Origin of the sequence: Pseudomonas triclosanedens (genome assembly GCF_026686735.1) — a bacterium.
GTDB lineage: Bacteria > Pseudomonadota > Gammaproteobacteria > Pseudomonadales > Pseudomonadaceae > Pseudomonas > Pseudomonas triclosanedens.
Map to the genome: position 1 here is coordinate 4401259 of NZ_CP113432.1, position 20037 is coordinate 4421295.

15 protein-coding genes are annotated in these 20037 nt (G+C 66.8%); 8 read left to right on the forward strand and 7 right to left on the reverse strand.

Annotated features, from left to right (window positions below):
* Positions 1-47: 47 nt before the first annotated feature.
* Positions 48-4361 (reverse strand): DEAD/DEAH box helicase, encoded by a 4314-nt coding sequence (locus OU419_RS20425; protein ID WP_254474698.1) that lies wholly within the window; start codon positions 4359-4361, stop codon positions 48-50.
* Positions 4362-4470: 109 nt separating this feature from the next.
* Between OU419_RS20425 and OU419_RS20430 the strand changes: the two genes are divergently transcribed.
* The gene (locus OU419_RS20430) at positions 4471-4839 is read left to right on the forward strand and encodes a hypothetical protein (protein ID WP_254474697.1); all 369 of its coding nucleotides are present in this window, start codon (positions 4471-4473) and stop codon (positions 4837-4839) included.
* Positions 4840-4853: 14 nt separating this feature from the next.
* On the opposite strand, the gene OU419_RS20435 is transcribed toward OU419_RS20430, so the two are convergent.
* Both OU419_RS20435 and OU419_RS20440 read right to left on the reverse strand, forming a co-directional pair.
* Positions 4854-8348 carry a hypothetical protein gene (locus OU419_RS20435; protein WP_254474696.1) on the reverse strand — a complete coding sequence of 1165 codons (3495 nt, stop codon included), beginning with the start codon at positions 8346-8348 and terminating at the stop codon, positions 4854-4856.
* A 378-nt stretch (positions 8349-8726) separates the two neighbouring features.
* Positions 8727-10289, reverse strand: coding sequence for a sigma-54-dependent transcriptional regulator (locus OU419_RS20440; RefSeq protein WP_254474695.1), 1563 nt, complete (start codon positions 10287-10289; stop codon positions 8727-8729).
* A 259-nt stretch (positions 10290-10548) separates the two neighbouring features.
* Here OU419_RS20440 and phhA point away from each other — a divergent pair, with 259 nt between their 5' ends.
* The 3 genes from phhA to OU419_RS20455 all read left to right on the forward strand — a co-directional run bounded on the left by phhA (position 10549) and on the right by OU419_RS20455 (position 12986).
* Positions 10549-11337: a phenylalanine 4-monooxygenase gene (gene phhA / locus OU419_RS20445; RefSeq protein ID WP_254474694.1), complete on the forward strand. Its 789-nt coding sequence runs from the start codon at positions 10549-10551 to the stop codon at positions 11335-11337.
* Positions 11338-11436: 99 nt separating this feature from the next.
* Entirely contained in the window at positions 11437-11793 is a 357-nt protein-coding gene (locus OU419_RS20450) for a 4a-hydroxytetrahydrobiopterin dehydratase (RefSeq protein WP_254474693.1), read from the forward strand.
* The gene (locus tag OU419_RS20455; protein WP_254474691.1) at positions 11790-12986 is read left to right on the forward strand and encodes an amino acid aminotransferase; all 1197 of its coding nucleotides are present in this window, start codon (positions 11790-11792) and stop codon (positions 12984-12986) included. The genes OU419_RS20450 and OU419_RS20455 overlap by 4 nt, the downstream gene beginning before the upstream one ends.
* A gap of 77 nt (positions 12987-13063) precedes the next feature.
* On the opposite strand, the gene OU419_RS20460 is transcribed toward OU419_RS20455, so the two are convergent.
* The gene (locus OU419_RS20460; RefSeq protein ID WP_254474689.1) at positions 13064-14095 is read right to left on the reverse strand and encodes an AraC family transcriptional regulator; all 1032 of its coding nucleotides are present in this window, start codon (positions 14093-14095) and stop codon (positions 13064-13066) included.
* A gap of 122 nt (positions 14096-14217) precedes the next feature.
* Here OU419_RS20460 and OU419_RS20465 point away from each other — a divergent pair, with 122 nt between their 5' ends.
* Together OU419_RS20465 and OU419_RS20470 are read left to right on the forward strand one after the other, a co-directional pair.
* Entirely contained in the window at positions 14218-15111 is an 894-nt protein-coding gene (locus OU419_RS20465) for a TauD/TfdA dioxygenase family protein (protein ID WP_254474687.1), read from the forward strand.
* An 11-nt stretch (positions 15112-15122) separates the two neighbouring features.
* Positions 15123-15905: a 2-keto-4-pentenoate hydratase gene (locus OU419_RS20470; protein WP_254474685.1), complete on the forward strand. Its 783-nt coding sequence runs from the start codon at positions 15123-15125 to the stop codon at positions 15903-15905.
* A 158-nt stretch (positions 15906-16063) separates the two neighbouring features.
* Here the strand turns inward: OU419_RS20470 and OU419_RS20475 are convergent, their stop codons facing one another.
* Positions 16064-17296 carry an NADH:flavin oxidoreductase/NADH oxidase family protein gene (locus OU419_RS20475; protein WP_254474683.1) on the reverse strand — a complete coding sequence of 411 codons (1233 nt, stop codon included), beginning with the start codon at positions 17294-17296 and terminating at the stop codon, positions 16064-16066.
* A gap of 79 nt (positions 17297-17375) precedes the next feature.
* Here OU419_RS20475 and OU419_RS20480 point away from each other — a divergent pair, with 79 nt between their 5' ends.
* A complete protein-coding gene (locus tag OU419_RS20480; RefSeq protein ID WP_254474681.1) occupies positions 17376-17804 on the forward strand; it encodes a MerR family transcriptional regulator in 429 nt (142 codons plus the stop codon).
* Here OU419_RS20480 and arfB read toward each other — a convergent pair.
* Positions 17798-18211 carry an alternative ribosome rescue aminoacyl-tRNA hydrolase ArfB gene (gene arfB / locus OU419_RS20485; RefSeq protein ID WP_254474678.1) on the reverse strand — a complete coding sequence of 138 codons (414 nt, stop codon included), beginning with the start codon at positions 18209-18211 and terminating at the stop codon, positions 17798-17800. The two genes, OU419_RS20480 and arfB, sit on opposite strands and share 7 nt — an antisense overlap.
* Before the next feature lie 239 nt (positions 18212-18450).
* Between arfB and OU419_RS20490 the strand changes: the two genes are divergently transcribed.
* Positions 18451-19371, forward strand: a complete 921-nt coding sequence (locus OU419_RS20490) for a nucleoside-binding protein (RefSeq protein ID WP_254474676.1) — start codon at positions 18451-18453, stop codon at positions 19369-19371.
* 277 nt (positions 19372-19648) lie between these two features.
* Here OU419_RS20490 and OU419_RS20495 read toward each other — a convergent pair whose 3' ends face one another.
* On the reverse strand, positions 19649-20026 hold the full coding sequence (locus OU419_RS20495) for an MliC family protein (protein WP_254474675.1): 378 nt from the start codon (positions 20024-20026) through the stop codon (positions 19649-19651).
* Positions 20027-20037 lie beyond the last annotated feature (11 nt).

Sequence of the window (20037 nt, forward strand, 5' to 3'; positions counted from 1 at the left end):
GCAGGAAATATTTCCGTGCTGCTGAGTGTATGCCAGCCGCACCGAGCCTACCGGCGGATCAGCAGTTCCCGAGCCCGCGCCTGGTCTTCCGGCGCCAGCTCGGCCAGCAGCTCCACCTCGCCGGAAATCAGCGCGCCCACCGGCACGCCGTCGCGGTAGAGCACCCGATTGCCGGCCAGCGCCGGCACCTTGCGTCCGGGCAGCAGCGTGCCGGTGAGGTTCAGCGGGTCCACCGCCGATACCACCAGCCACTCCCCACCCGCGTCCCTCCGGCGCACTTCGCGCAGCAGACCGACCGCCTCCGGCAAGGCGAACTGCTCACCGGTAAGCCCGGCGACGAAACGCCCACCGCGAATCTCGCCCCGCGCCTCCAGGCGGTGGTAGACGCGCAGCAGATCGCGCCACGGCGGCAGCCAGTCGGCCTCGCGGTCGAGCAGCCGCCAGCAGACCACGCCGTAGCGGCGCAGCAGCGTCATGGCGATGTGTTCCAGGGTTTCCGCCAGCAGCCGTGCCCCCGGCTCCAGCGCCGTGCGCCGCAGCAATGCCCAGCGTCCGGCGTCGGCCATGCCGAACAGCGGCGTGCGCGAGCGGCGCTGTGGTTGACGCCGGACCGCCGGCATCAGCAGCGCGCGCAGGCCGGCGAAGCTGTCGGCATTCACCCGCCCCGCCGCCACCAGCTCGCCCAGCACACTCTCCAGCTCGGTACGCAGCAGATGCGCATCGCTGGCCAGTTCGTCGAAGAATGTCGCGCCGTGCTCCCTGAGCACATCCAGCACCTTGTTCGCCTTGGCCGACAGCTCGTCATCCGCCTGGGCTGTCGCCAACGCGCCCCACAGACCCATCTGCGCACGCGGCAGCAGCACGATCGGCGTGCTTTTCAGCGGGCCGCCACGGCCACGAGACGCACCACGTCCCGGCAAACGGGCCCAGACGATGCGGCCAGCCCGGCACAGATCGTCCAGCCAGTTGATCCCGTAGTCCGCCACGCGGCTCGGCAGGATGTCGCTCTCCCATGCAACGGCGGCGGCCTGGAAGCCTTCGAGCTGGCTGAGCACGCCAGCCAGGGATTCGGCCCCGCGCACCCGACCGCTGGCGGAAACCCGTTGCCAGTCGAACAGAAAGCGCATGAAATCGGCGCGCTGCACCGGCTCGATCTCCCGCCGCAGGCGCTTGACCGTATAGCGGTGGATACGCGCCAGCAGGTGCCGCTCACACCATTCCTCTTCGCCAGTGCCGGGCGTGAAGCGCCCACGCAGCACATAGCCTTCGCGCTCCAGGCTGGCCAGGGCGAAACCGGCATCGGTGCCGGAGATGCCCAGGTCATCGGCCAACTCGCGCTGCAGGCGCGGACCGAAGCCGGTCAGACGGGCACGCACCAGATCGACCAGCGCCTCGTCGGCCGCGCAGTCCTCGCGCAACGCTGCCGGCAGATCGAGCGCAGGCTTCGCCACCGCCTGCGGGTGCAGCGCGCGCCACTGGCAGAAGCGTTCCGCCGCGACCCAGACCGCGCCGCCGGGCAGTTCCAGACGTGTCGCCCGCCCCGCTCTGGCCAGCGACTTGAGCAGCAACGGCCAACCTTCGTTGGCCTGCGTCTCGGCCTCGCGAATGCAACCCAGAGCGCTCAGGGCCTCGTGCATCTCGTCTGCGTCACGGGCTTGCGGCCAGGCTTCGGCACGCACCGCCGCAATGGCCTCGACATCCAGCGCCCCGAGGTCGTCGGCGCTTTCCGGGTCGGTCCAGCGGCGGCTCTGCACCGCCTGGGTACGGCGCTCCTCCAGCGGTGCATCGTCGAGGAAGGCGTAGGGGCTGGCCGACAGTACCTCTGCCGCCAGCGGCGACGGTGCCGGCAGATCGCGCGCCAGCAGCGTCACCTCGCCGCGCTCCATCCGCCGCAGCAGGGCCAGCCAGCCCTCGCAGTCCATCGCTTCGTGCAGGCAGTCGTCGAGGGTTTGCGCCACTAGCGGATGATCGGGAATCTCGCGCTCGCCGACGATGTTCTCCAGGCACGCCACCTGGTCGGGGAACACCGAGGCCAACAGGTCCTCGCTGCGCATGCGCTGCAACTGCGGGGCGACCTTGCGCCCGCCGGCATAACGCGGCAGGGCGAGCGCCGTGGTGGCGTTCCAGCGCCAGCGCACGCCGAACAACGGTGCATCGAGCAGCGCCTGGATCAGCACATGCTCGGCACTGTTGGAATGCAGATAGCGCCACACTTCGTCCAGCGGGAAGCTGTGGCTGGTGGACAGGGAGAGAATGATCGCGTTCTCGGTGGCCGCGGCCTGCAGCTCGAAGTTGAAGGTCCGGCAGAAACGCTTGCGCAGGGCCAGGCCCCAGGCGCGGTTGATGCGGCTGCCGAACGGCGAATGGATGACCAGTTGCATGCCGCCGGATTCATCGAAGAAGCGTTCGAGGATCAGCGTCCGCTGGGTCGGCAGCGCGCCCAGGGCATGGCGGGCGCGTGCCAGGTATTCCACCAGTTGGCGGGCAGCGCCGTCATCCAGGGCGAGCTCGTCGTGCAGCCAGCCGATGGCCCGCGCCAGCGGTTCCGCATCGCCCTCGCCCTGCGCCAGCAGCTCATCCAGACGTTCGCGAAGGCGCGCCACGCTGAACGACAGCTCGTCGCTGCGCCCCGGCGCCTCGCCGAGCCAGAACGGAATGTTCGGCGGCTGCCCCTGGGCATCCTCGACGCGCACCCGGCCTGGCTCGATGCGCAGGATGCGATAGGAGATGTTGCCGAGCTGGAACACATCGCCGGCCAGGCTCTCCACGGCAAAGTCTTCGTTCACCGTGCCCACGGCCAGCCCCTGCGGTTCCAGCAGCACGGCGTAGTCGCCGGCATCGGGGATAGTGCCGCCGGACGTCACCGCGGTCAGCCTCGCCCCACGGCGGCCGCGCAGGCGCTGGTGCACGGCATCGCGGTGCAGGTAGGCGCCGCGCTGGCCGTTGCGGCTGGGGTAGCCTTCGGCGAGCGTGCGCAGCAGGGCGTCGAAGCGCTCGCGGCCAAGGTCGGCATAGGGCTGCGCGGCGCACAACAGCTCGAACAGTGCGTCTTCCTGCCATTCCCGGCAGGCCACTTCAGCGACGATCTGCTGCGCCAGCACATCCAGCGGCGCATGCGGGATCACCAGCGCGTCCAGTTCGTCACGGCGCACGCTGTCGAGCAGCGCCACACATTCCACCAGATCGTCACGCGAAGCTGGGAACAGGCGCCCCTTGGGCGTCCCGCCGACGCTGTGCCCGGAGCGTCCGACGCGTTGCAGGAAGGCGGCGATGGAGCGCGGCGAGCCGAGCTGGCAAACCAGCTCCACGTCACCGATATCGATACCCAGCTCCAGCGAAGCGGTGGCCACCAGCACCCGCAACTGGCCGGCCTTGAGCCGTCGCTCGGCCCCCAGACGCAACTCCTTGGAAAGGCTGCCGTGGTGCGCCGCCACCCAGCCGGCGCCGATGCGCTCGGCCAGGTGCCGGGTAACGCGTTCGGCCTGTCGCCGGGTGTTGACGAACACCAGTGTGGTGCGGTGCTCGCCGGCCAGTTCGGCCAGGCGGTCGTAGACCTTGTCCCAGACGTCGTGGGACATCACCGCCTCCAGCGGCGCCGGTGGCACTTCAAGGTTCAGGTCGCGCTGGCGGCTGTAGCCTATATCGACAATGCGGCAGGCAGCGTGCCGACCGACCAGGAATGCCGCCACCGCCTCGATGGGTTTTTGCGTGGCGGACAGGCCGATGCGCACCAGCGGCGAGTCGCACAATGCCTGCAGGCGTTCCAGGGACAACGCCAGGTGGCTGCCGCGCTTGCTCGACGCCAGCGCGTGGATTTCATCGACGATCACGCTGCGCGCGCCGGCCAGCATGGCGCGCCCGGAATCGGAGCCGAGCAGTACGTACAGCGATTCAGGCGTGGTAACCAGGATATGCGGCACCCGCCGGCGCATCGCCTCGCGCTCGCCGGAAGTGGTGTCGCCGGTGCGTACGGCGGTGCGGATGTCTACTTCAGGCAACCCCTGCTCGCGCAGCGCCGCGCGGATGCCGGCCAGCGGTTCTTCGAGGTTGATGCGGATGTCGTTGGACAGCGCCTTGAGCGGCGAGACATAGACCACGGTGGTGCGGTCCGGCAACTCGCCACCGTTGGCCAGTCCCTCGCGCACCAGCGCGTCGATGGCGGCGAGAAAGGCCGTGAGCGTCTTGCCCGAGCCGGTAGGCGCGGCCACCAGGGTCGAGTCGCCGGCCTGGATCGACGGCCACGCCTGCGTCTGCGCCTCGGTGGGCGCGGCGAAATGCGCGCGGAACCACGTGGCCACCGCCGGATGGAAGGCAGCCAGCACGTCGCCGCGAACGCGGGCGGGAAGCGAGGTGGAAGTCATGAACCCACTATGGTGGCGCGCGATGTCGGTCACAAGGACCGCTGATCGCTGCTCGCCGCCGCCAGTGCTTCCCGCTACGCTGCGCGCATCGGCATCCGGACGAAACGACATGAGCGAAAAAGACCGCGACTGGTACTGGCAACAGGTCAGGAACCAGAACCAGCCTCCCCCCGAACAGCCGCCCCGCCGCGACTGGCGGGCGTTGCTCAAGCCGTTGCCGTGGCTGCTGGTCCTGGCGCTGCTGATCGGCGCCGGCACGGCGCTCTGGCGCAACCCCGCCGGCCAGCACTGGCTGCAGGAGCGCTGGATACTGCTGCAAAGCCGCCTGGGCCTGGCCCCGGAAGGCACCAGCCACGCTCCGGCGGCCTCCCGCTACAGCGACAGCCCGCGCCGGCTGTCCGAGTGCATCAAGCCCGGCAACGTGATCGACGACGACGTCCGCGCCTGCGTGAAGGGCTACCGGCCGAAGACCTGGTAGCCCATCGCACAGAGCTAGAACTTGGCGAAGTTCAGCGCGTCGACAATGATTGAACCGCCGATGCCGGTCAGTGACAGCAACAGCGCGCGAACCAGCGGTTCCTCCGAATAGCGGGAGAAGGCGCCTGTCTTCAGCCCGGCGATATGCGCACGGATCGCCTCGAACTTCGAATACTCCGGGTTGTTCCTGTTCTCGCGCAGCAGGTACGAATCGAAGTGCTGCAACGCCTGGGCGCGCGCTTTCTCAGCCGCGCGCCGCAAGCCCAGGGCAGAGAAGAACAGAATCAGGCCGGTCAGCACAAAGGAAATCACCAGGCCCGGCGGCGTCGGCCAGTTGTCGAAGAGGCTGCTGCGCGAGGCGATCAGGATCAGCAGGACCACCGTTGGCGCATAGATCAGGCGGCTGACGGCGGCGGTCCGACGGGCGATCAGGTTGATGTCCACCCAGTCGTCGATGCAGGCGTGACGTGGCACGCCGAAGATTTGCTGGTGCTGCCTCTCCAATTCGTACGGCCACTTCGCATGGTGGTTGATCAACTGGCGGATGAACCGGCTGAGCAGCCAGTTGGCGTCCACCACCCAGAACACCAGGAGCTGGAATGCCAGCACGGGCAGCATCCAGGGCGTCTTGCCTACCAGCAGTTCGCCGCGGATGGGCATGCCGTCCAGCGGCCAGAGCACGTAGAGCACGCCTGTCGCCGCGGCGAATATCCACGTCGCCAGCGCCGCCCTCAGCAATCGGGCGCCGAACGCTCCACCCAGGCAGTGCTCGCGCCAGAACGCCTGCAGGTCGATGAAGGGCCGGCCATCGCTTCCCGGGTACGAACCCTGGCTGAGCGGCACGGGCGGCAAGCTTTTCAGGCTTTGCGCCGAGAGAGGGAACAGCACCAGCAGCAGGTAGGCGCCAAAGCGCCTGAGCCAGGGCCCCTTGGACTTCTTCGCCCGCCACGCCGGGAAGCGGCTCCAGAGCCCCGGCGCGTGTACCAGGCAGTACTCACGCTCGATCTCCTGGCGATTGAGCCGCAGGCAGCGCCAGCCCCATGCCAGGGCGGAGATGGAAATCAGCAGGGCCAGTACGCGCAGCGCCATCGTCGGCCAGGCGCTGATGCCCTCGAAGAGGAACATCGGCTCGCCCAGCCCGTTCTCGGTCAGCATCTGCCTGGACTGATAGCCCCAGAGCAGGGTCAGCACGAAGATCACCGAAGGCAGCGCCAGGTAGTAGATCGACGAGTCGAACAGCCCGCCCGGGACCGGCCTGGTCTTCGGATCGTCCGACTCCATCTCGCGATGACGCCTGATCAGTTGCGCGGTCAGCAGCCCCAGGAGGATCAGCACGAAGGTTATCCAGATCAGTTGTACGCGCCATTGCAGGGCTGCCACCCAGGCGAACAGGCCCGCCACCAGATAGAAGGCCAGCGGCAACCGGCGCACCCAGCCCGGCAGCTCACTGCGGCGGTGCTTGCGGTCCTGCAACTCGTCGACCCACCACCAGCCCAGGAACAGCATCAGGGCAGCCACCAGCAGAACCAGCCAGCCGCCGCGCCACATTGACATCACCGCATCCAGGCGCCCCTGCAGCGCATCGGTGATCTGTGGATAAGGCGGTGGCGGCGCATCCTGCAGGCAGGACAGGGCCATGATGTCCTGCGTCTTCGCCGGCAAGCCCTCGCCCGCCGCCCAGGAACGCCGCGACCTCGGCGCTTCGCAATAAGCCCCCCGCGCGGCGCGGAGCCTGCTTGCCAGGGGAATGAACCCGCTGGCACCGATTTCGTAGATGCCCGGCGACAACAAACTGGCCCCGGATGGATCGAACTTCGCCTGCTTGTAGGCGAAATCCCGTTCGGACAGCGCCGCCAGCACCGCGACGAACACTGCGCTCTGCAAGCTGTCGCGGAACGGCGGTACATCCTGCTGCAACGCCTGGGTCAGGGTCAGGCCGTAGGGTGAAGCCAGGACCAGATTGCGGGTGGTTTCCGTCTGGCCGGCCTGCAGCATTCGCGCGTCCAGGTCGGTGGAGAAATACAGCTTGTTCGGCAAGCGTCCCTTGAGCGCCTGCAGCACCAGCAGCTTGTCGTAGGCGTCGGTGCCCAGAACACCGATCGCGCTGATGCCGTATTCGCCATTGCGCCGGTAGTTCTCGTCCAGCCTGGCAATGTGATCGGCCAGGCGTCGCAGATAGTCGAGCTGCGTGTCGCCATCGGCGCTTTCCAGCGCACCGTGCACCTGGCTCGTCGACTTGTCCGGCGTGGCCGGCGCCTTGTCGGGCGCCTTGCCGGCCTGTTCCGGCAGGCGGCCATCGATGCCGCGCAGGTAGCTGAAGCGCAACACCCAGTCGTCAACCATGTCGCGGTCTTCGCCATTCAGCCGTGCGCGGTCCACGACCCGCGCCCTGAAGCTCTCGGTCAATGCCCGCGAATAGTAGCTGTCCCACTCCGAGATCAGCGCAATGCGCCCACCGCCGTACAATGCATTGGCGGCCTGGCATTCGGTGCCGCTGCGCAGCGACACCCCTCGGCTGCACTGCACGCCATTGACCGGATCGACATGGCGCAGGCGCAGTTCGTCCAGCAACAGGGAGGAAAGACGTCCATCGTCGCTGACGGTGCGCAGCAACTTCATGTTTTCGTTCACCTGTTCGAGCGTCGCCTTGTTGTCCACCGGGGAAGTGCAGCCCAAGCGCCTCATTTCGCGGCTTGGGACTACCTTGCCGCACAGCAGAAGGTTGCGTTCGGCCGTAGCCAGCGGCGAATAGATTTCGAGGTCCGCGTACTTCCGGTCACGGGCATTCAGGTACATCTGCTGCAACAGCGAAGAGGTCGACGGGCCGATGACCTTCATCGGCTCGGCCTGCGTCCCGTCGGGCGATACCTGCCTGGCGAGGTAACCACGCAAGTCCTGCAGCCGTACCAGCGGGTCAGGCTCCAGGTACTCCTGCTTGACCCAGAACAGCAGTGTCCGCTCGTTCGGCCGTGGCTGGCCCATGAGATTCCTGGGCGGGTCCAGCGGATTGGAAACCAGCGACTCGTAGGGAATCTCCTCGCGCATGGCGCTGGCGGGCAGCTTTTGCTCAGGTTTCAGGCAACGAATGTGCTGCTCGTCCTCCGGCACCAGGTGCGCATTCTTGAATCCCGCCAGCACCGCATAGCGCACCCGGCGGCGCAGCTCTACCTCATCGGCATAGGGACCGCCTTCGAGCACTGCGACCATTACCCTGGTACCGGGCGTCACAAGCTCAGGGGCCACCTGGCTCGTGCACAGATCAATCTTCTGATCATCGCCGTTGAGCTCGCGCGACTCCTTGAGCTTCTTGCGATATCGCTCCAGCGCGTCGAACGGGTCTTGCCACAGCCGCGCCTCGATCGGCATCTGTGCCTGGAATTGCCCGCCGACAGGACGAGGTTCGAGAAAAGGCGCGCGAGTCAGCGCGAAGGTGGAAACGACCAGGCTGAGAATGACCGCTCCGCCCGGTATCCAGAGGGCGAAGTTGCTCCCTGAGTCCTTGTTGTCCATGGCCCCTCCCGACACCTCGGGCCGACCGTTAACAATGCCTCAAGGCTCAGGCAGGGAGCGTCGCTACGCATGCCAGGGCCGGGTCCATCGCCTCTCGCACGCCAACAGGACAACCGCACTCGGGCTGGAGGTTACTCCCTTTCCCTTGCCGGCCACGGGACGAGCGAACCACTCGGCACTGGCCGACCGACCGGATGCACCGGGCTGTGCGTGACTGCCTACGCGTCCCCGCCGGGGAATCAGCCCTGTTCGATCGACGGAACCTCCACGACTCAACATAGCCCAGCGCCAGAAAACTGTACAAATCTCATACAGCCCGCCAGTCATTTGGCGAAACCGCCGAGCGTGAACGTGGAGGCCCGCGAAACTGGCGCCAGATCAGGACTCGTCGTTCTGCCCCAGGCCGTGCTGGCGCAGCTTGTTGGCAATGGTGGTGTGCGAAACTCCCAGGCGCTTGCCCAACTGGCGGCTGCTCGGGTGCTCGCGGTAGAGGCGCTCCAGCACGGCCTTCTCGAAGCGGCCGACAATGACGTCCAGCCCGCCTTCAAGGGAGAAGTCACCCAACGGGTGCGGTGCGCCGTAGTCCGGCAGGCGGATGTGCTCGGGCTTGATGGTGCCCCCCTCGCACAGCGAAACCGCCTGGAACAGCACGTTCTCCAGTTGCCGCACATTGCCCGGCCAATGGTAGCGGCCCAGGCGGTCCAGGGCTTGCGGCAGCAGCCTGGGCAGCGGGCAGCCGATCTGCCGGCTGGCCTGGTCAAGGAAGTGTTCGACCAGCGGCTCCAGGCCATCGAGGCATTCGCGCAGCGGCGGGATATGCAGCGACAGCACGTTCAGGCGGTGATAGAGGTCCTGGCGGAATTCGCCCTTGGCGCAAAGCTCGGAAAGATCGACCTGGGTGGCGCAGATCACCCGCACGTCGAGATACACCTCCTCGTCGCTGCCCACCCGACGGAAACAGCCATCCTGCAGGAAGCGCAGCAGCTTGGCCTGCAGGCGCGGGCTCATCTCACCGACGCCATCGAGGAATAGCGTGCCGCCGGCGGTCAGTTCCAGCAGCCCGAGCTTGCCTTCCGGGCGCGCGCCCTCGAAAGCGCCGGGACCGTAGCCGAACAGCTCGGTCTCGGCCATCGACTCGGGCAGGCCGGCGCAGTTCAGCGCCATGAACGGCGACTGTCCGCGCGGGCTGGCCAGGTGGCAGGCGCGGGCCAGCAGTTCCTTGCCGGTGCCGGTCTCTCCCTCGATCAGCAGCGGCGCATCCAGGGGCGCCATGCGCCGTGCCTCGCGCACCACGGCGGCCATCACCCGCGAGCTCTGGAAGATACTGTCGAAGCCGCGCAGCTCCAGGCGCCGCACGTTGTAGATGCGTTCGCCGACACGGTCGGCGCGGTGCAGCGTCAGCACGGCACCGGCCAGCGCCTCGCTTTCATCGTGCTCGGTCTGCAGCGGGGCGATGTCGGCGAGGAATACGTCGCCCTTCACCTTCACCCGCAGGCCGTTGATGCGCGCCTTGTTGGCCCGCACCAGTTCCGGCAGGTCGAGGTCTTCGACATAGCGCGACAGCGGGATACCTGGCACCTCGTCGACGCGCACGCCAAGCAACTGCGCCGCCGCCCGGTTGCCGGCGACGATCTGCCCGGCCATATCGATGGACAGCACCGGGAACTCCAGCGCCGCCAGCAGCGCATTCAGCTCCAGGTGGCGACGCTCGCTGGGCATCAGACCGACGCGCTTGACGCCGAACACTCCGGGCACTGCTTCGAGCTTGGGCTTGAGCGACTGGAACTGAAGATTGATGAGATTCGGACAAAGCAGGTAGATGGCGTTGCCCTGCTCGCCGCCGACCTCGCCGCGATTGACGTTGATGCCGTAGTCGACCAGCAGATTGAGGATGTCGCGCAGGATACCGACGCGATTCTGGCAGTGCACTTTTATGCGCATGGGGAGCCCGTGATTGTGGTTCTGGTGGGCGCTCCGGCGGCCTTCTTTCGCAAGGCGGCCGGAAATTTCCGTCAAGAATATGTGACACAAGGACGCATCTTCAAGCCAACAAGAAGCGATAACCCGCAAAAGCGTAATCAATTCTTTACGAAATCAGGCCCGCGCAGGTTCGCCAGGCTTCCATGCGGGGGCTGTCCAGCGGCACGACTCGCGCTAATTGTTGGTCATCAGAACAACAAAGCCCGATGCCGGAGGCTCCATGAAGACAACGCAGTACGTGGCCCGCCAACCTGACGAGAACGGTTTCATCCATTACCCGGAAGCCGAGCACCAGGTCTGGAACACGCTGATCACCCGCCAGTTGAAAGTGATCGAGGGCCGCGCATGCCAGGAGTACCTGGATGGCATCGACCAGCTCGGCCTGCCGCACGACCGCATTCCGCAACTGGACGAGATCAACAGGGTCCTCCAGTCCAGCACAGGCTGGCGCGTGGCGCGGGTGCCAGCGCTGATCCCCTTCCAGACCTTCTTCGAACTGCTGGCCAGCCAGCAGTTCCCGGTGGCCACCTTCATCCGCACCCCGGAAGAGCTGGACTACCTGCAGGAGCCGGACATCTTCCACGAGATATTCGGCCACTGCCCACTGCTCACCAATCCGTGGTTCGCCGAATTCACCCACACCTACGGCAAGCTCGGCCTGGCCGCCAGCAAGGAAGAGCGCGTGTTCCTCGCCCGCCTCTACTGGATGACCATCGAATTCGGCCTGCTCGATACCTCGCAGGGCCTGCGCATCTATGGCGGCGGCATCCTTTCCTCGCCCAAGGAAACCGTCTACAGCCTCTCCGATACGCCCGAACACCAGAGCTTCGACCCGCTGGAAGCGATGCGCACACCATATCGCATCGACATCCTGCAACCGCTGTACTTCGTCCTGCCGGAACTCAAGCGCCTGTTCGAACTGGCGCACCAGGACATCATGGCGCTGGTCCGGGAAGCCATGCGCCTGGGCCTGCATGCCCCCAAATTCCCGCCCCGGCAAGCAGCCTGATCTGCTGCAAATACCCCCAATCTGTACCTAGGATCGGGCTCGCCATCGAACGTAAGATGGTTCACGAGCCCGCTCCTACGACCCGACCAGGAGAATCCCATGACCGCTCTCAACCAAGCCCACTGCGAAGCCTGCCGCGCCGACGCCCCGCACGTCTCCGAAGAAGAGCTGGCGACACTGATCCGCCAGATTCCCGACTGGAACATCGAGGTACGTGACGGCCACATGGAGCTGGAGCGCGTATTCCTGTTCAGGAACTTCCGCCACGCCCTGGCCTTCACCAACGCCGTGGGCGCCATCGCCGAGGAAGAAGGCCACCACCCCGACCTGCTGACCCAATGGGGCAAGGTCACCGTCACCTGGTGGAGCCATGAGTTGAAGGGCCTGCACCGCAACGACTTCATCATGGCCGCCCGCACCGACGAACTGGCGGCAAAGGCAGAGGGACGCAAATGAGTCATTTCTCCAAGGTCAACCGTGTGCCGGGCGACCCGATCCTCGGCCTGCTCGACGCCTATCGCGCCGACCCGAACCCGGCGCGGCTCGACCTTGGCGTGGGCGTCTACAAGGATGCCCAGGGCCTGACACCGATCCCGCGCGCGGTGAAGCTCGCCGAGCAGCGCCTGGTGGAGAGTGAAACCACCAAGAGCTATGTCGGCGGCCACGGTGACGCACTGTTCGCCGCACGGCTGTGCGAAGTGGTGCTGGGCACCGACTCGCGGCTGCTGGCCAGCCAGCGCGCCGACGCCACCCAGACACCCGGCGGCACCGGCGCACTGCGCCTGGCGGCGGACTTCATCGCCCGCTGCCTGCCCGGCAGGAGCATCTGGCTGAGCGACCCGACCTGGCCGATCCACGAAAGCCTGTTCGCCGCCGCCGGCGTGCGCGTTTCGCACTACCCCTACGTCGACGCCGACAACCGCCTGGACGTCGAAACCATGCTCGATGCCCTGGAGCGCGTGCCTCGTGGCGACGTAGTGCTGCTGCACGCCTGCTGCCACAACCCCACCGGCTTCGACCTGGCCTACAACGACTGGCAACGCGTGCTCGACGTGGTGCGCCGCCGCGAACTGCTGCCGCTGCTCGACTTCGCCTACCAGGGCCTGGGCGACGGCCTGGAGGAAGACGCCCGTGCCGTGCGCCTGTTCGCCGACAGCCTTTCGGAAGTGCTGATCACCAGCTCCTGCTCGAAGAACTTCGGCCTCTACCGCGACCGTGTCGGCGCGCTGATCGTATGCGCCGGCAGCGCCGCCAAGCTCACCGATGTGCGCAGCCAACTGGCACTGATGGCCCGCAACCTGTGGTCCACTCCGCCGGCCCACGGCGCCGAAGTGGTCGCCACCATCCTCGGCGACTCGGACCTCAAGACACTCTGGCTGGAAGAACTCGACGCCATGCGCGCACGCATCGCCGGGCTGCGCCTGGACCTGGTGGAGGCGCTGCGCCCCCACGGCCTGGCCGAACGCTTCGCGCACATCGCCATCCAGCGCGGCATGTTCTCCTACACCGGCCTCACCCCCGAACAGGTGCGCCGCCTGCGCGAAGAGCACAGTGTGTACATGGTCGGCAGCGGCCGCGCCAACGTCGCAGGGCTGGACGCCAATCGCCTGGGCGACCTGGCGGCAGCCATCGCCAGCGTCTGCCGCTGACGCAGCTTTCTTCCCACTCGACCGGCCAGTGCGCCGGTCTTTTTTTGCCTGCGCCTGATTACTGACGAAGCTTGCACTCAGTTCGCCGGCAACGATCCCGCATGCCGCTTCCAGCGCCCCGGCGACTGCCCGGTCCAGCGCTGGAATGCGCGGGAAAAACTCGCCGCCTCGGCGTAGCCAAGGCATTGCGCGACTTCGTGCAGATCCATGCGCGACTCCCGCAGCAGGCGTTCGGCTAGGCGCTGCCGGATGCCGTCGTTGAGCGCCTGCATGCTCTGCCCCTCCTCTGCCAGGCGGCGCTGCAGGGTGCGTTCCGAAAGCCCCAGGCGGCCGGCTACGGTGCTGGCGCCCAGCAGGCTGGCGGGCTCGCGCAGCAGCAGTTGCTGCACCAGGCGTGCGGTCGGGGTGGCGGCAAGGGTCAGCGATAGCTCGTTGCACAACTGCTCGCAGAGTTGTTCACCGCTGTCACGGGCGCTGATATGCGCCTGCGGCAGCGCTGCCAGCAGATCATCGGTGGCGAACAGCATGGCGTTGCGCGGTGCGGCGAAGCGCGGGACCTGCGCGAACAGCTCGCGGAACGCCTCGACGCCATCCGGGGCCGTCGCCTTCAGTTCGATCGCCAGCGGCCGCACTGGCCGCTGCAGCAACTCCCGCGACAATTGCAGGCAGCCGGCGATGCCACGCTCCACCACGAAGGGCCGGGCATCCTCGGGCAGCACAGTGTCGTCGTAGATCAGCCAGACGCCGCGCGGCTCCGCTTCGCTGCTCACCGGGCAGAGGGTCAGCGCCAGGCTCTGAAAGCGCCCGAACGTCTCGAACGCCTCCTGCAGCGTACGGCTGGCAAGCATGGTGAAGCCCAGATGGCCGAGAGACGTCAGGTGGTAGCGCTGGCCGGCGGCAAGGCCGAGGCCGGGGCCGCCGATGCGCTGCAGCACGTTGCGGATCACCGCCAGCTCCTGCCACGCCTGGATGCGTAGCGTGCGCGACTGCAGGTCGGCCACGGCAATGGCGCTGCCGACCAGGCACTCCTCCGGCGTCAGCCCCGCATCGCTGGCGGTTTCGAGCAGATAGCGGACCCCGGTGACCTCACGGACCTGACGCCAATCCATCGCAGGCTCCTGGTGGAATTCGTTGGCGGAAAAGATCAATTTTTGGCGGAAATCATCATGGAAGAAAGCGGGCGCGCTGACCATCCTTGAATGGCCAATAACACCCACAAGAGGCTTCCCCCATGTTCGAGTTCTTCTATGCCTTGCCAAGCCAGAACCGCGCGGCGGACTACCGCTCCTTCAGCATCGTCCCCGCCACCGGCGCCATCGGCGCTGACGTCACCGGCGTCGATCTGACCAAGCTGGGCGAGGACGGTTTCGCCGAGCTGCGCCAGGCCCTGCTGGCGCACAAGGTGCTGTTCATCCGCGACCAGTCGCTGAGCGTGGAAGACCTCGAAGCCATCACCCTGCGCCTGGGCGAATTCGGCCGCGAGCCCTATGTCGAAGGCATGCCCGGCCATCCACATGTGGTGCGGGTGGTGAAGGAAGCCAACGAGCGCACGCCGGTGGTGTTCGGCGGCGCCTGGCACACCGACTGGTCGTTCCAGGAACGGCCGCCGGCCTTCACGCTGCTCTATGGCCATGACATTCCGCCGTTCGGCGGCGACACCCTCTACGCCAACCTGGCGCTGGCCTACGAATGGCTGTCGCCCAAGCTGCGCGCGCAACTGGAAAGCCTCGACGCCATCCACAGCCCGGAACGTGCCTACGGCGCCGAAGCCAAGCACAACGACCTGATGGAGAACATGGCGGTGCGCTACGGCAGTCACGACGGCGAAGTGCGTTCCCACCCGCTGGTGATCCGCCACCCGGAAACCGGCAAGAAAATCCTCTTCGTCAACCCGGCCTACACCAGCGGCATCAAGGGCATGCGCCCCGCCGAATCGCAGCCGCTGCTCGACTACCTGTTCAGCATCGCCACCCAGCCGGCCTTCACCTGCCGTATGCGCTGGACCCGTGGCACCCTGGCGATCTGGGATAACCGCAGCACCTGGCACTACCCGGTATCGGACTACCACGGCATGCGCCGCGAGATGTTCCGCACCACGGTGGTCGGCGACGTACCGAGCCGCTGAGGAACCGCGCCATGAACGACGACAGATTCCACGACGCCGCCCGCGCCCTGGCTAACGCGCGGGCCAGCCGAACGCCCATCGCCGCCCCGGCGGCCCACTATGGCCTCGTCGACCTGGACGACGCCTACCGAGTGCAAGCGCTGGGCATCGACCTGGCCCTGGCAGCCGGCCAGCGACTGGCGGGCGCCAAGGCCGGGCTGATCTCGCCGATGATGCAGGCCGCGCTGAAGGTCGGCGAAGCGGTGTATGGCCGCCTGCTCGCCGACCTGCGCTGCCCGCCCGGCGCCAGCATCGCCCGTGAGCGCCTGTTGCAGCCGCGCATCGAGGCGGAGATCGCCCTGCTGGTCGGCCGCGACCTGCCCCCCGGCGAGCCGGACCTGGCCACCCTGCGCGCCTGCCTCGACGGCGCAGTCCCGGCCATCGAGATCAATGACACTGCGGTGGCCAACTGGCAGATCGGCCTGCTCGACTCGGTCGCCGACAACCTCTGCGCCGGCCTCTACCTCACCGGCGAACGACCACTGCCGCTGGAAGAACTGGAAGGCCGTGGGCTGGGCGTGCAACTGCAACGCAACGGCGCACCGGCCTTCCCGCCAACCCAGACGACCCTCTCGGCGATGCTCGACGTCGCCCTCTGGCTGGCCCGGCGCATGGCACGCCTTGGGGCGCCACTGAAGGCCGGCGACGTGCTGCTGTGCGGCGCGCTGGCGCCGATGTCGCACGTTGCGCCGGGTGATGAGTTCGAGCTGGAGATCGACGGGCTGGGGCGGCTCGGCTGCCGCTTCGAGCGCTGAACCGGCGACGGTGAGCCCATCAACCAAGGCCGGCGCCTCTATCCGCGCGAGATCGACATGGATGCCCCTCGCCACCGCCCCGCCGCCTGGCACGTCCCCCGCTGGAGCGACGAGCAGATCGCCCAGGCCACTCCACGAAATCGATCGGTGACGACTTGTCAGTCCGCCTGCCTCGCCGCCCAGCGCCGGTACTGCCTTGCCCGGCGCAACGTGCGCCACTGCTCCATGACCAGCGTGCGCAGCGGCGAAGCCTGTGGGTTGGGTGTGCGACGCGCGCCGATGCGGTGCAGTTGCAGCTTCACCAGCGCCATGTAGGCCAGCGCCGCAAGTGGCTTGGAGCGCCAGCGAATCGCCGGCAGCTCCGGCTGGGTCTGGCTGCCACGCTGCCAGTGCAGGACCAGTTGCGGCTCCAGCGCCAGGGCGGTGCCAATGCCGACCATATCGAGCCCGCTGTCCAGCACCTGCTGCGCCACCGGCAGACGGCGGATTCCGCCAGTGACCATCAGCGGCATCCGCGCGGCCTCGCGCATCTGGCGGGCGAACTCAAGGAAGTACGCCTCCCGCGCCAGGGTGCGGCCATCGCGGGCGTCGCCCTGCATCGCCGGTGCCTCGTAGCTGCCGCCGGAGAGCTCCACCAGGTCGACCGCCTCGGCGTTCAGCCATTCGACCACCTGGCGCGCATCACTGGCGTCGAAGCCGCCGCGCTGGAAATCCGCCGAGTTGAGTTTCACACCCACGCAGAAACCAGGCGATACCGCCGCTCGCACCGCACGTACCACCTCCAGCAACAGCCGCGCACGGTTCTCCAGGGAGCCGCCCCAGCGGTCCTGGCGCTTGTTGACCAGGGGCGAAAGGAACTGGCTGAGCAGGTAGCCGTGGGCCGCATGGATCTGCACGCCGCTGAAGCCGGCCTGCTCGGCCAGGGTGGCGGCGCGCACGAAGCGGCGGATCACCTCGGCGATGTCGTCTTCGGTCATCTCGCGGGCGACGACAAACAACTTGGAGAACCTGCCCATTTCCATCGGCACCACCGACGGCGCGATGGCGTCCTGGCCGAGGTTGGTCTGCACCTGGCGGCCCGGATGGTTCAGTTGCAGCCAGAACTGTGCGCCGCCGGAACGGCCGATGCGTGCCCATTCGCGGAAGCGCTGCAGGTGGCGCTCGTTTTCCAGCACCACGCCGCCCGGGCCGGTCATGGCGCGACCGTCGATCATCACGTTGCCGCTGAGGATCAGGCCAACGCCGCCATCGGCCCAGGCCCGGTACAGGCGGAGCAGTTCCGCCGAGGGTGCCTGGTCGGCATCGGCCATGTTCTCTTCCATGGCGGCCTTGGCGATACGGTTGGGGATTTCGCCGCCGTTGGGCAGGCGCAGGGGCTGGAAGGGGGACATGGGCTGGCTCCGTGGTTGTGGTGCCAGCGAGGTTAAGTTTAAAGTTCACTTTAAGGTCAAGCCCCTTTCGGAGCCCTCCATGAAAATCGGTGAACTGGCCAGCCTCAGCGGGCTGGCGCCCTCGCGCATCCGCTTCTACGAAGCCAGCGGCCTGATCGCCCAGGTGCGGCGCGGCAGCAACGGCTACCGCGAGTATCCGGCGGAAACCCTCGACCTGCTGGAGATCATCCGCTGCGCCCAGCAGACCGGCTTCAGCCTGGAAGAAATCCGCAACCTGCTGCCCCACTCCGATCCATCGCAGCAGCGAGGGCACGACGAACTGCTCGCCGGCCTGCGGCGCAAGGTGGCGGAAATCGAAGCGATGGAGCGCCAGTTGCGACAGAACCGCGAGCAGTTGCTGGCGGTGATCGACGGGATCGAGAACAAGCCCGCCGGCATGGACTGCCAGGCCAATGCCGAACGGATGATGGCCGGGATGCGCGAGCGCAAGGCTCGCGGGGCTCAGTAATCGACCTTGCCGCGCCCGGCCTTGATCGCGCCGCGCTTGCTCTTGCCGTCGAGGCGGCGCGTTCTGGAGCCTAACGTCGGCCTGGTGGGACGGCGCTTCTTCTGCACGGCGGCAACACCACGGATCAATTCCGCCAGGCGGTTCAGCGCGTCGTCGCGGTTCTGTTCCTGGGTGCGGTACTGCTGAGCCTTGATCACCACTACGCCATCGCTGCTGATGCGCTGGTCTCTCAGCGCCAGCAGGCGCTCCTTGTAGAACTCCGGCAACGACGAGGCACGGATGTCGAAGCGCAGGTGCACGGCGCTCGACACCTTGTTGACGTTCTGCCCGCCAGCACCCTGGGCGCGAATGGCGTTCAGCTCGATCTCGGCATCGGGAATCTGCACGGTGTTGGATATCTGCAGCATGGCCGTTGTGAAAGTCGGAAAGACCACAGCATATCGCGCGGCAGCCGGCCTGTCGCCAAACCCCGGCGTATTGCCGGGCAGAGCGCTTTCCTGACTTTCAGATCAACTTTTGTATACGAATATGTGTACAAGTTTTTCTTGCAATGTCCTCAATTCACCATTAGAACCCTCTGCTGTCACCGGCCGCAGCCCACACCGCGGTACGTCGGCCCCATAACAAAAACAAGACGAGGTGCAGCATGTTCCCAACCGTGTTGGCGCCAGCGGCCATCGATGCCGCCCGCCCTCAAACACGCTCCCGCAGCCGCCTGAGCACCGGCCGCCGGATCGCCCTCGGCGCCGCGCTGATCACAGCCCCACTGGGGCTGGCGCAAGCCGACGACGACCGTTTGTTCGAGTGGACCAGCAACACGCTGGGCTTCCGCTACGGCAAGGGTTTCACCAACCCGAACAACCCCCACGACATCACCAAGCGCATCTTCAGCTTCAGCCACGCCGATGGTTACCGCTACGGCAGCAACTTCTTCCATCTCGACGTGCTGCAGTCCGACAGCGATGACCCGCGCAAGGGCACCGACCACGGCAGCAGCGAAGTCTATGGAGTGTTCCGCAGCCAACTGTTCGCCTCGCGGGTATTCGACCTGCCGCAAGGCAAAGGCCTGGTGAAGGACCACGCGCTGACCTTCGGCTTCGACGCCAGCCGCAACAACAACCTCGCCTCGGCGAAGAAGCGCGCGCTGGTGTTCGGCCCCACGGTGAAGTTCAACGGGCCCGGCGTGCTCGACCTGTCGCTGTTCTACTACCGCGAGAAGAATCACTCCGGCATCCCCAACGTGAAGCACCCGGACCACACCTTCGACACCACCTACATGCTCAACCTGACCTGGCTGCGGCCTTTCCAGTTGGGCAACCACGGTGCGAAGTTCCAGGGTTTCCTCAACTACACCGGGGAGAAGGGCGAGGACTACAACGACAACGACACCGCGCCGGAAACGCTGATACGCACCTCGCTGATGTTCGCCACCCTGCCGGGCGCCAAGCGCCAGCCGAACCTGTGGCTAGGCGTGGGCTACGAGTACTGGCACAACAAGTTCGGCGTGGACGGCGGACGCGGTAGCCGTACCTCGACGCCGACAGTGAACGTGGAGTTCACCTTCTGACGTGAGCGTCGCGCCTGCGAAAGCGTTTCCTGCCGGAGGCGAAGCCGGTCGCATGCGCACACCATCGACGCGGACATACCGCACCCGATGGGTATAGCTTCGCTCTACCCGTCCTGCGGACGTGCCCTGGCAGGTGCTGCTGTGGATGGGGCTTTGCATCTGTCCGCTCCTGCCAGGGCCTCGACGTCGCAATGGGGGCCGTTTCTGCGGGAGCGTGCATTCGCTCATGAAAAAAGCCCGGCACTTGCCGGGCTTTTTTCATCGTGGCGCAAAGCGTTCACTTTTCCTTGCAAGCCACGCCGTCTGCTGGCTCGCCACCCTTCCAGTCCTTGTACAAGGTGGCGTCCTCGCCCTTTGTCCACCACACGTACTGGCCGGCGGCGTACTTGGCGCCGGAGGCGGAAATGACGTTGGCGAAGACCAGGCTGGAGGCATCCGTCACCGGCACCACGGCAAGGCTGTTGTCGCCCTTGTTGAGGTATTGCACGCTGATCTTGCGGCCGTCCTCGCACTTGTACGAGACGCTGCGCGAATCGAGCTTGGCGTCGCCAGGCAGGACCAGTGCATCCACCTGCGGCGCCTTCTTTTCTTCGCCACCACAGGCGACCAGCATCACGGGCACGGCGGCAGCGAGCAGCCAAAGTGCTTTTTTCATGAGTATCCCTC

Bases quoted from the DNA above. Each gene is read 5' to 3' on its own strand.
- OU419_RS20425 (WP_254474698.1), bottom strand. From the start codon at position 4,361: ATGACTTCCACCTCGCTTCCCGCCCGCGTTCGCGGCGACGTGCTGGCT.
- OU419_RS20430 (WP_254474697.1), top strand. From the start codon at position 4,471: ATGAGCGAAAAAGACCGCGACTGGTACTGGCAACAGGTCAGGAACCAG.
- OU419_RS20435 (WP_254474696.1), bottom strand. From the start codon at position 8,348: ATGGACAACAAGGACTCAGGGAGCAACTTCGCCCTCTGGATACCGGGC.
- OU419_RS20440 (WP_254474695.1), bottom strand. From the start codon at position 10,289: ATGCGCATAAAAGTGCACTGCCAGAATCGCGTCGGTATCCTGCGCGAC.
- phhA (WP_254474694.1), top strand. From the start codon at position 10,549: ATGAAGACAACGCAGTACGTGGCCCGCCAACCTGACGAGAACGGTTTC.
- OU419_RS20450 (WP_254474693.1), top strand. From the start codon at position 11,437: ATGACCGCTCTCAACCAAGCCCACTGCGAAGCCTGCCGCGCCGACGCC.
- OU419_RS20455 (WP_254474691.1), top strand. From the start codon at position 11,790: ATGAGTCATTTCTCCAAGGTCAACCGTGTGCCGGGCGACCCGATCCTC.
- OU419_RS20460 (WP_254474689.1), bottom strand. From the start codon at position 14,095: ATGGATTGGCGTCAGGTCCGTGAGGTCACCGGGGTCCGCTATCTGCTC.
- OU419_RS20465 (WP_254474687.1), top strand. From the start codon at position 14,218: ATGTTCGAGTTCTTCTATGCCTTGCCAAGCCAGAACCGCGCGGCGGAC.
- OU419_RS20470 (WP_254474685.1), top strand. From the start codon at position 15,123: ATGAACGACGACAGATTCCACGACGCCGCCCGCGCCCTGGCTAACGCG.
- OU419_RS20475 (WP_254474683.1), bottom strand. From the start codon at position 17,296: ATGTCCCCCTTCCAGCCCCTGCGCCTGCCCAACGGCGGCGAAATCCCC.
- OU419_RS20480 (WP_254474681.1), top strand. From the start codon at position 17,376: ATGAAAATCGGTGAACTGGCCAGCCTCAGCGGGCTGGCGCCCTCGCGC.
- arfB (WP_254474678.1), bottom strand. From the start codon at position 18,211: ATGCTGCAGATATCCAACACCGTGCAGATTCCCGATGCCGAGATCGAG.
- OU419_RS20490 (WP_254474676.1), top strand. From the start codon at position 18,451: ATGTTCCCAACCGTGTTGGCGCCAGCGGCCATCGATGCCGCCCGCCCT.
- OU419_RS20495 (WP_254474675.1), bottom strand. From the start codon at position 20,026: ATGAAAAAAGCACTTTGGCTGCTCGCTGCCGCCGTGCCCGTGATGCTG.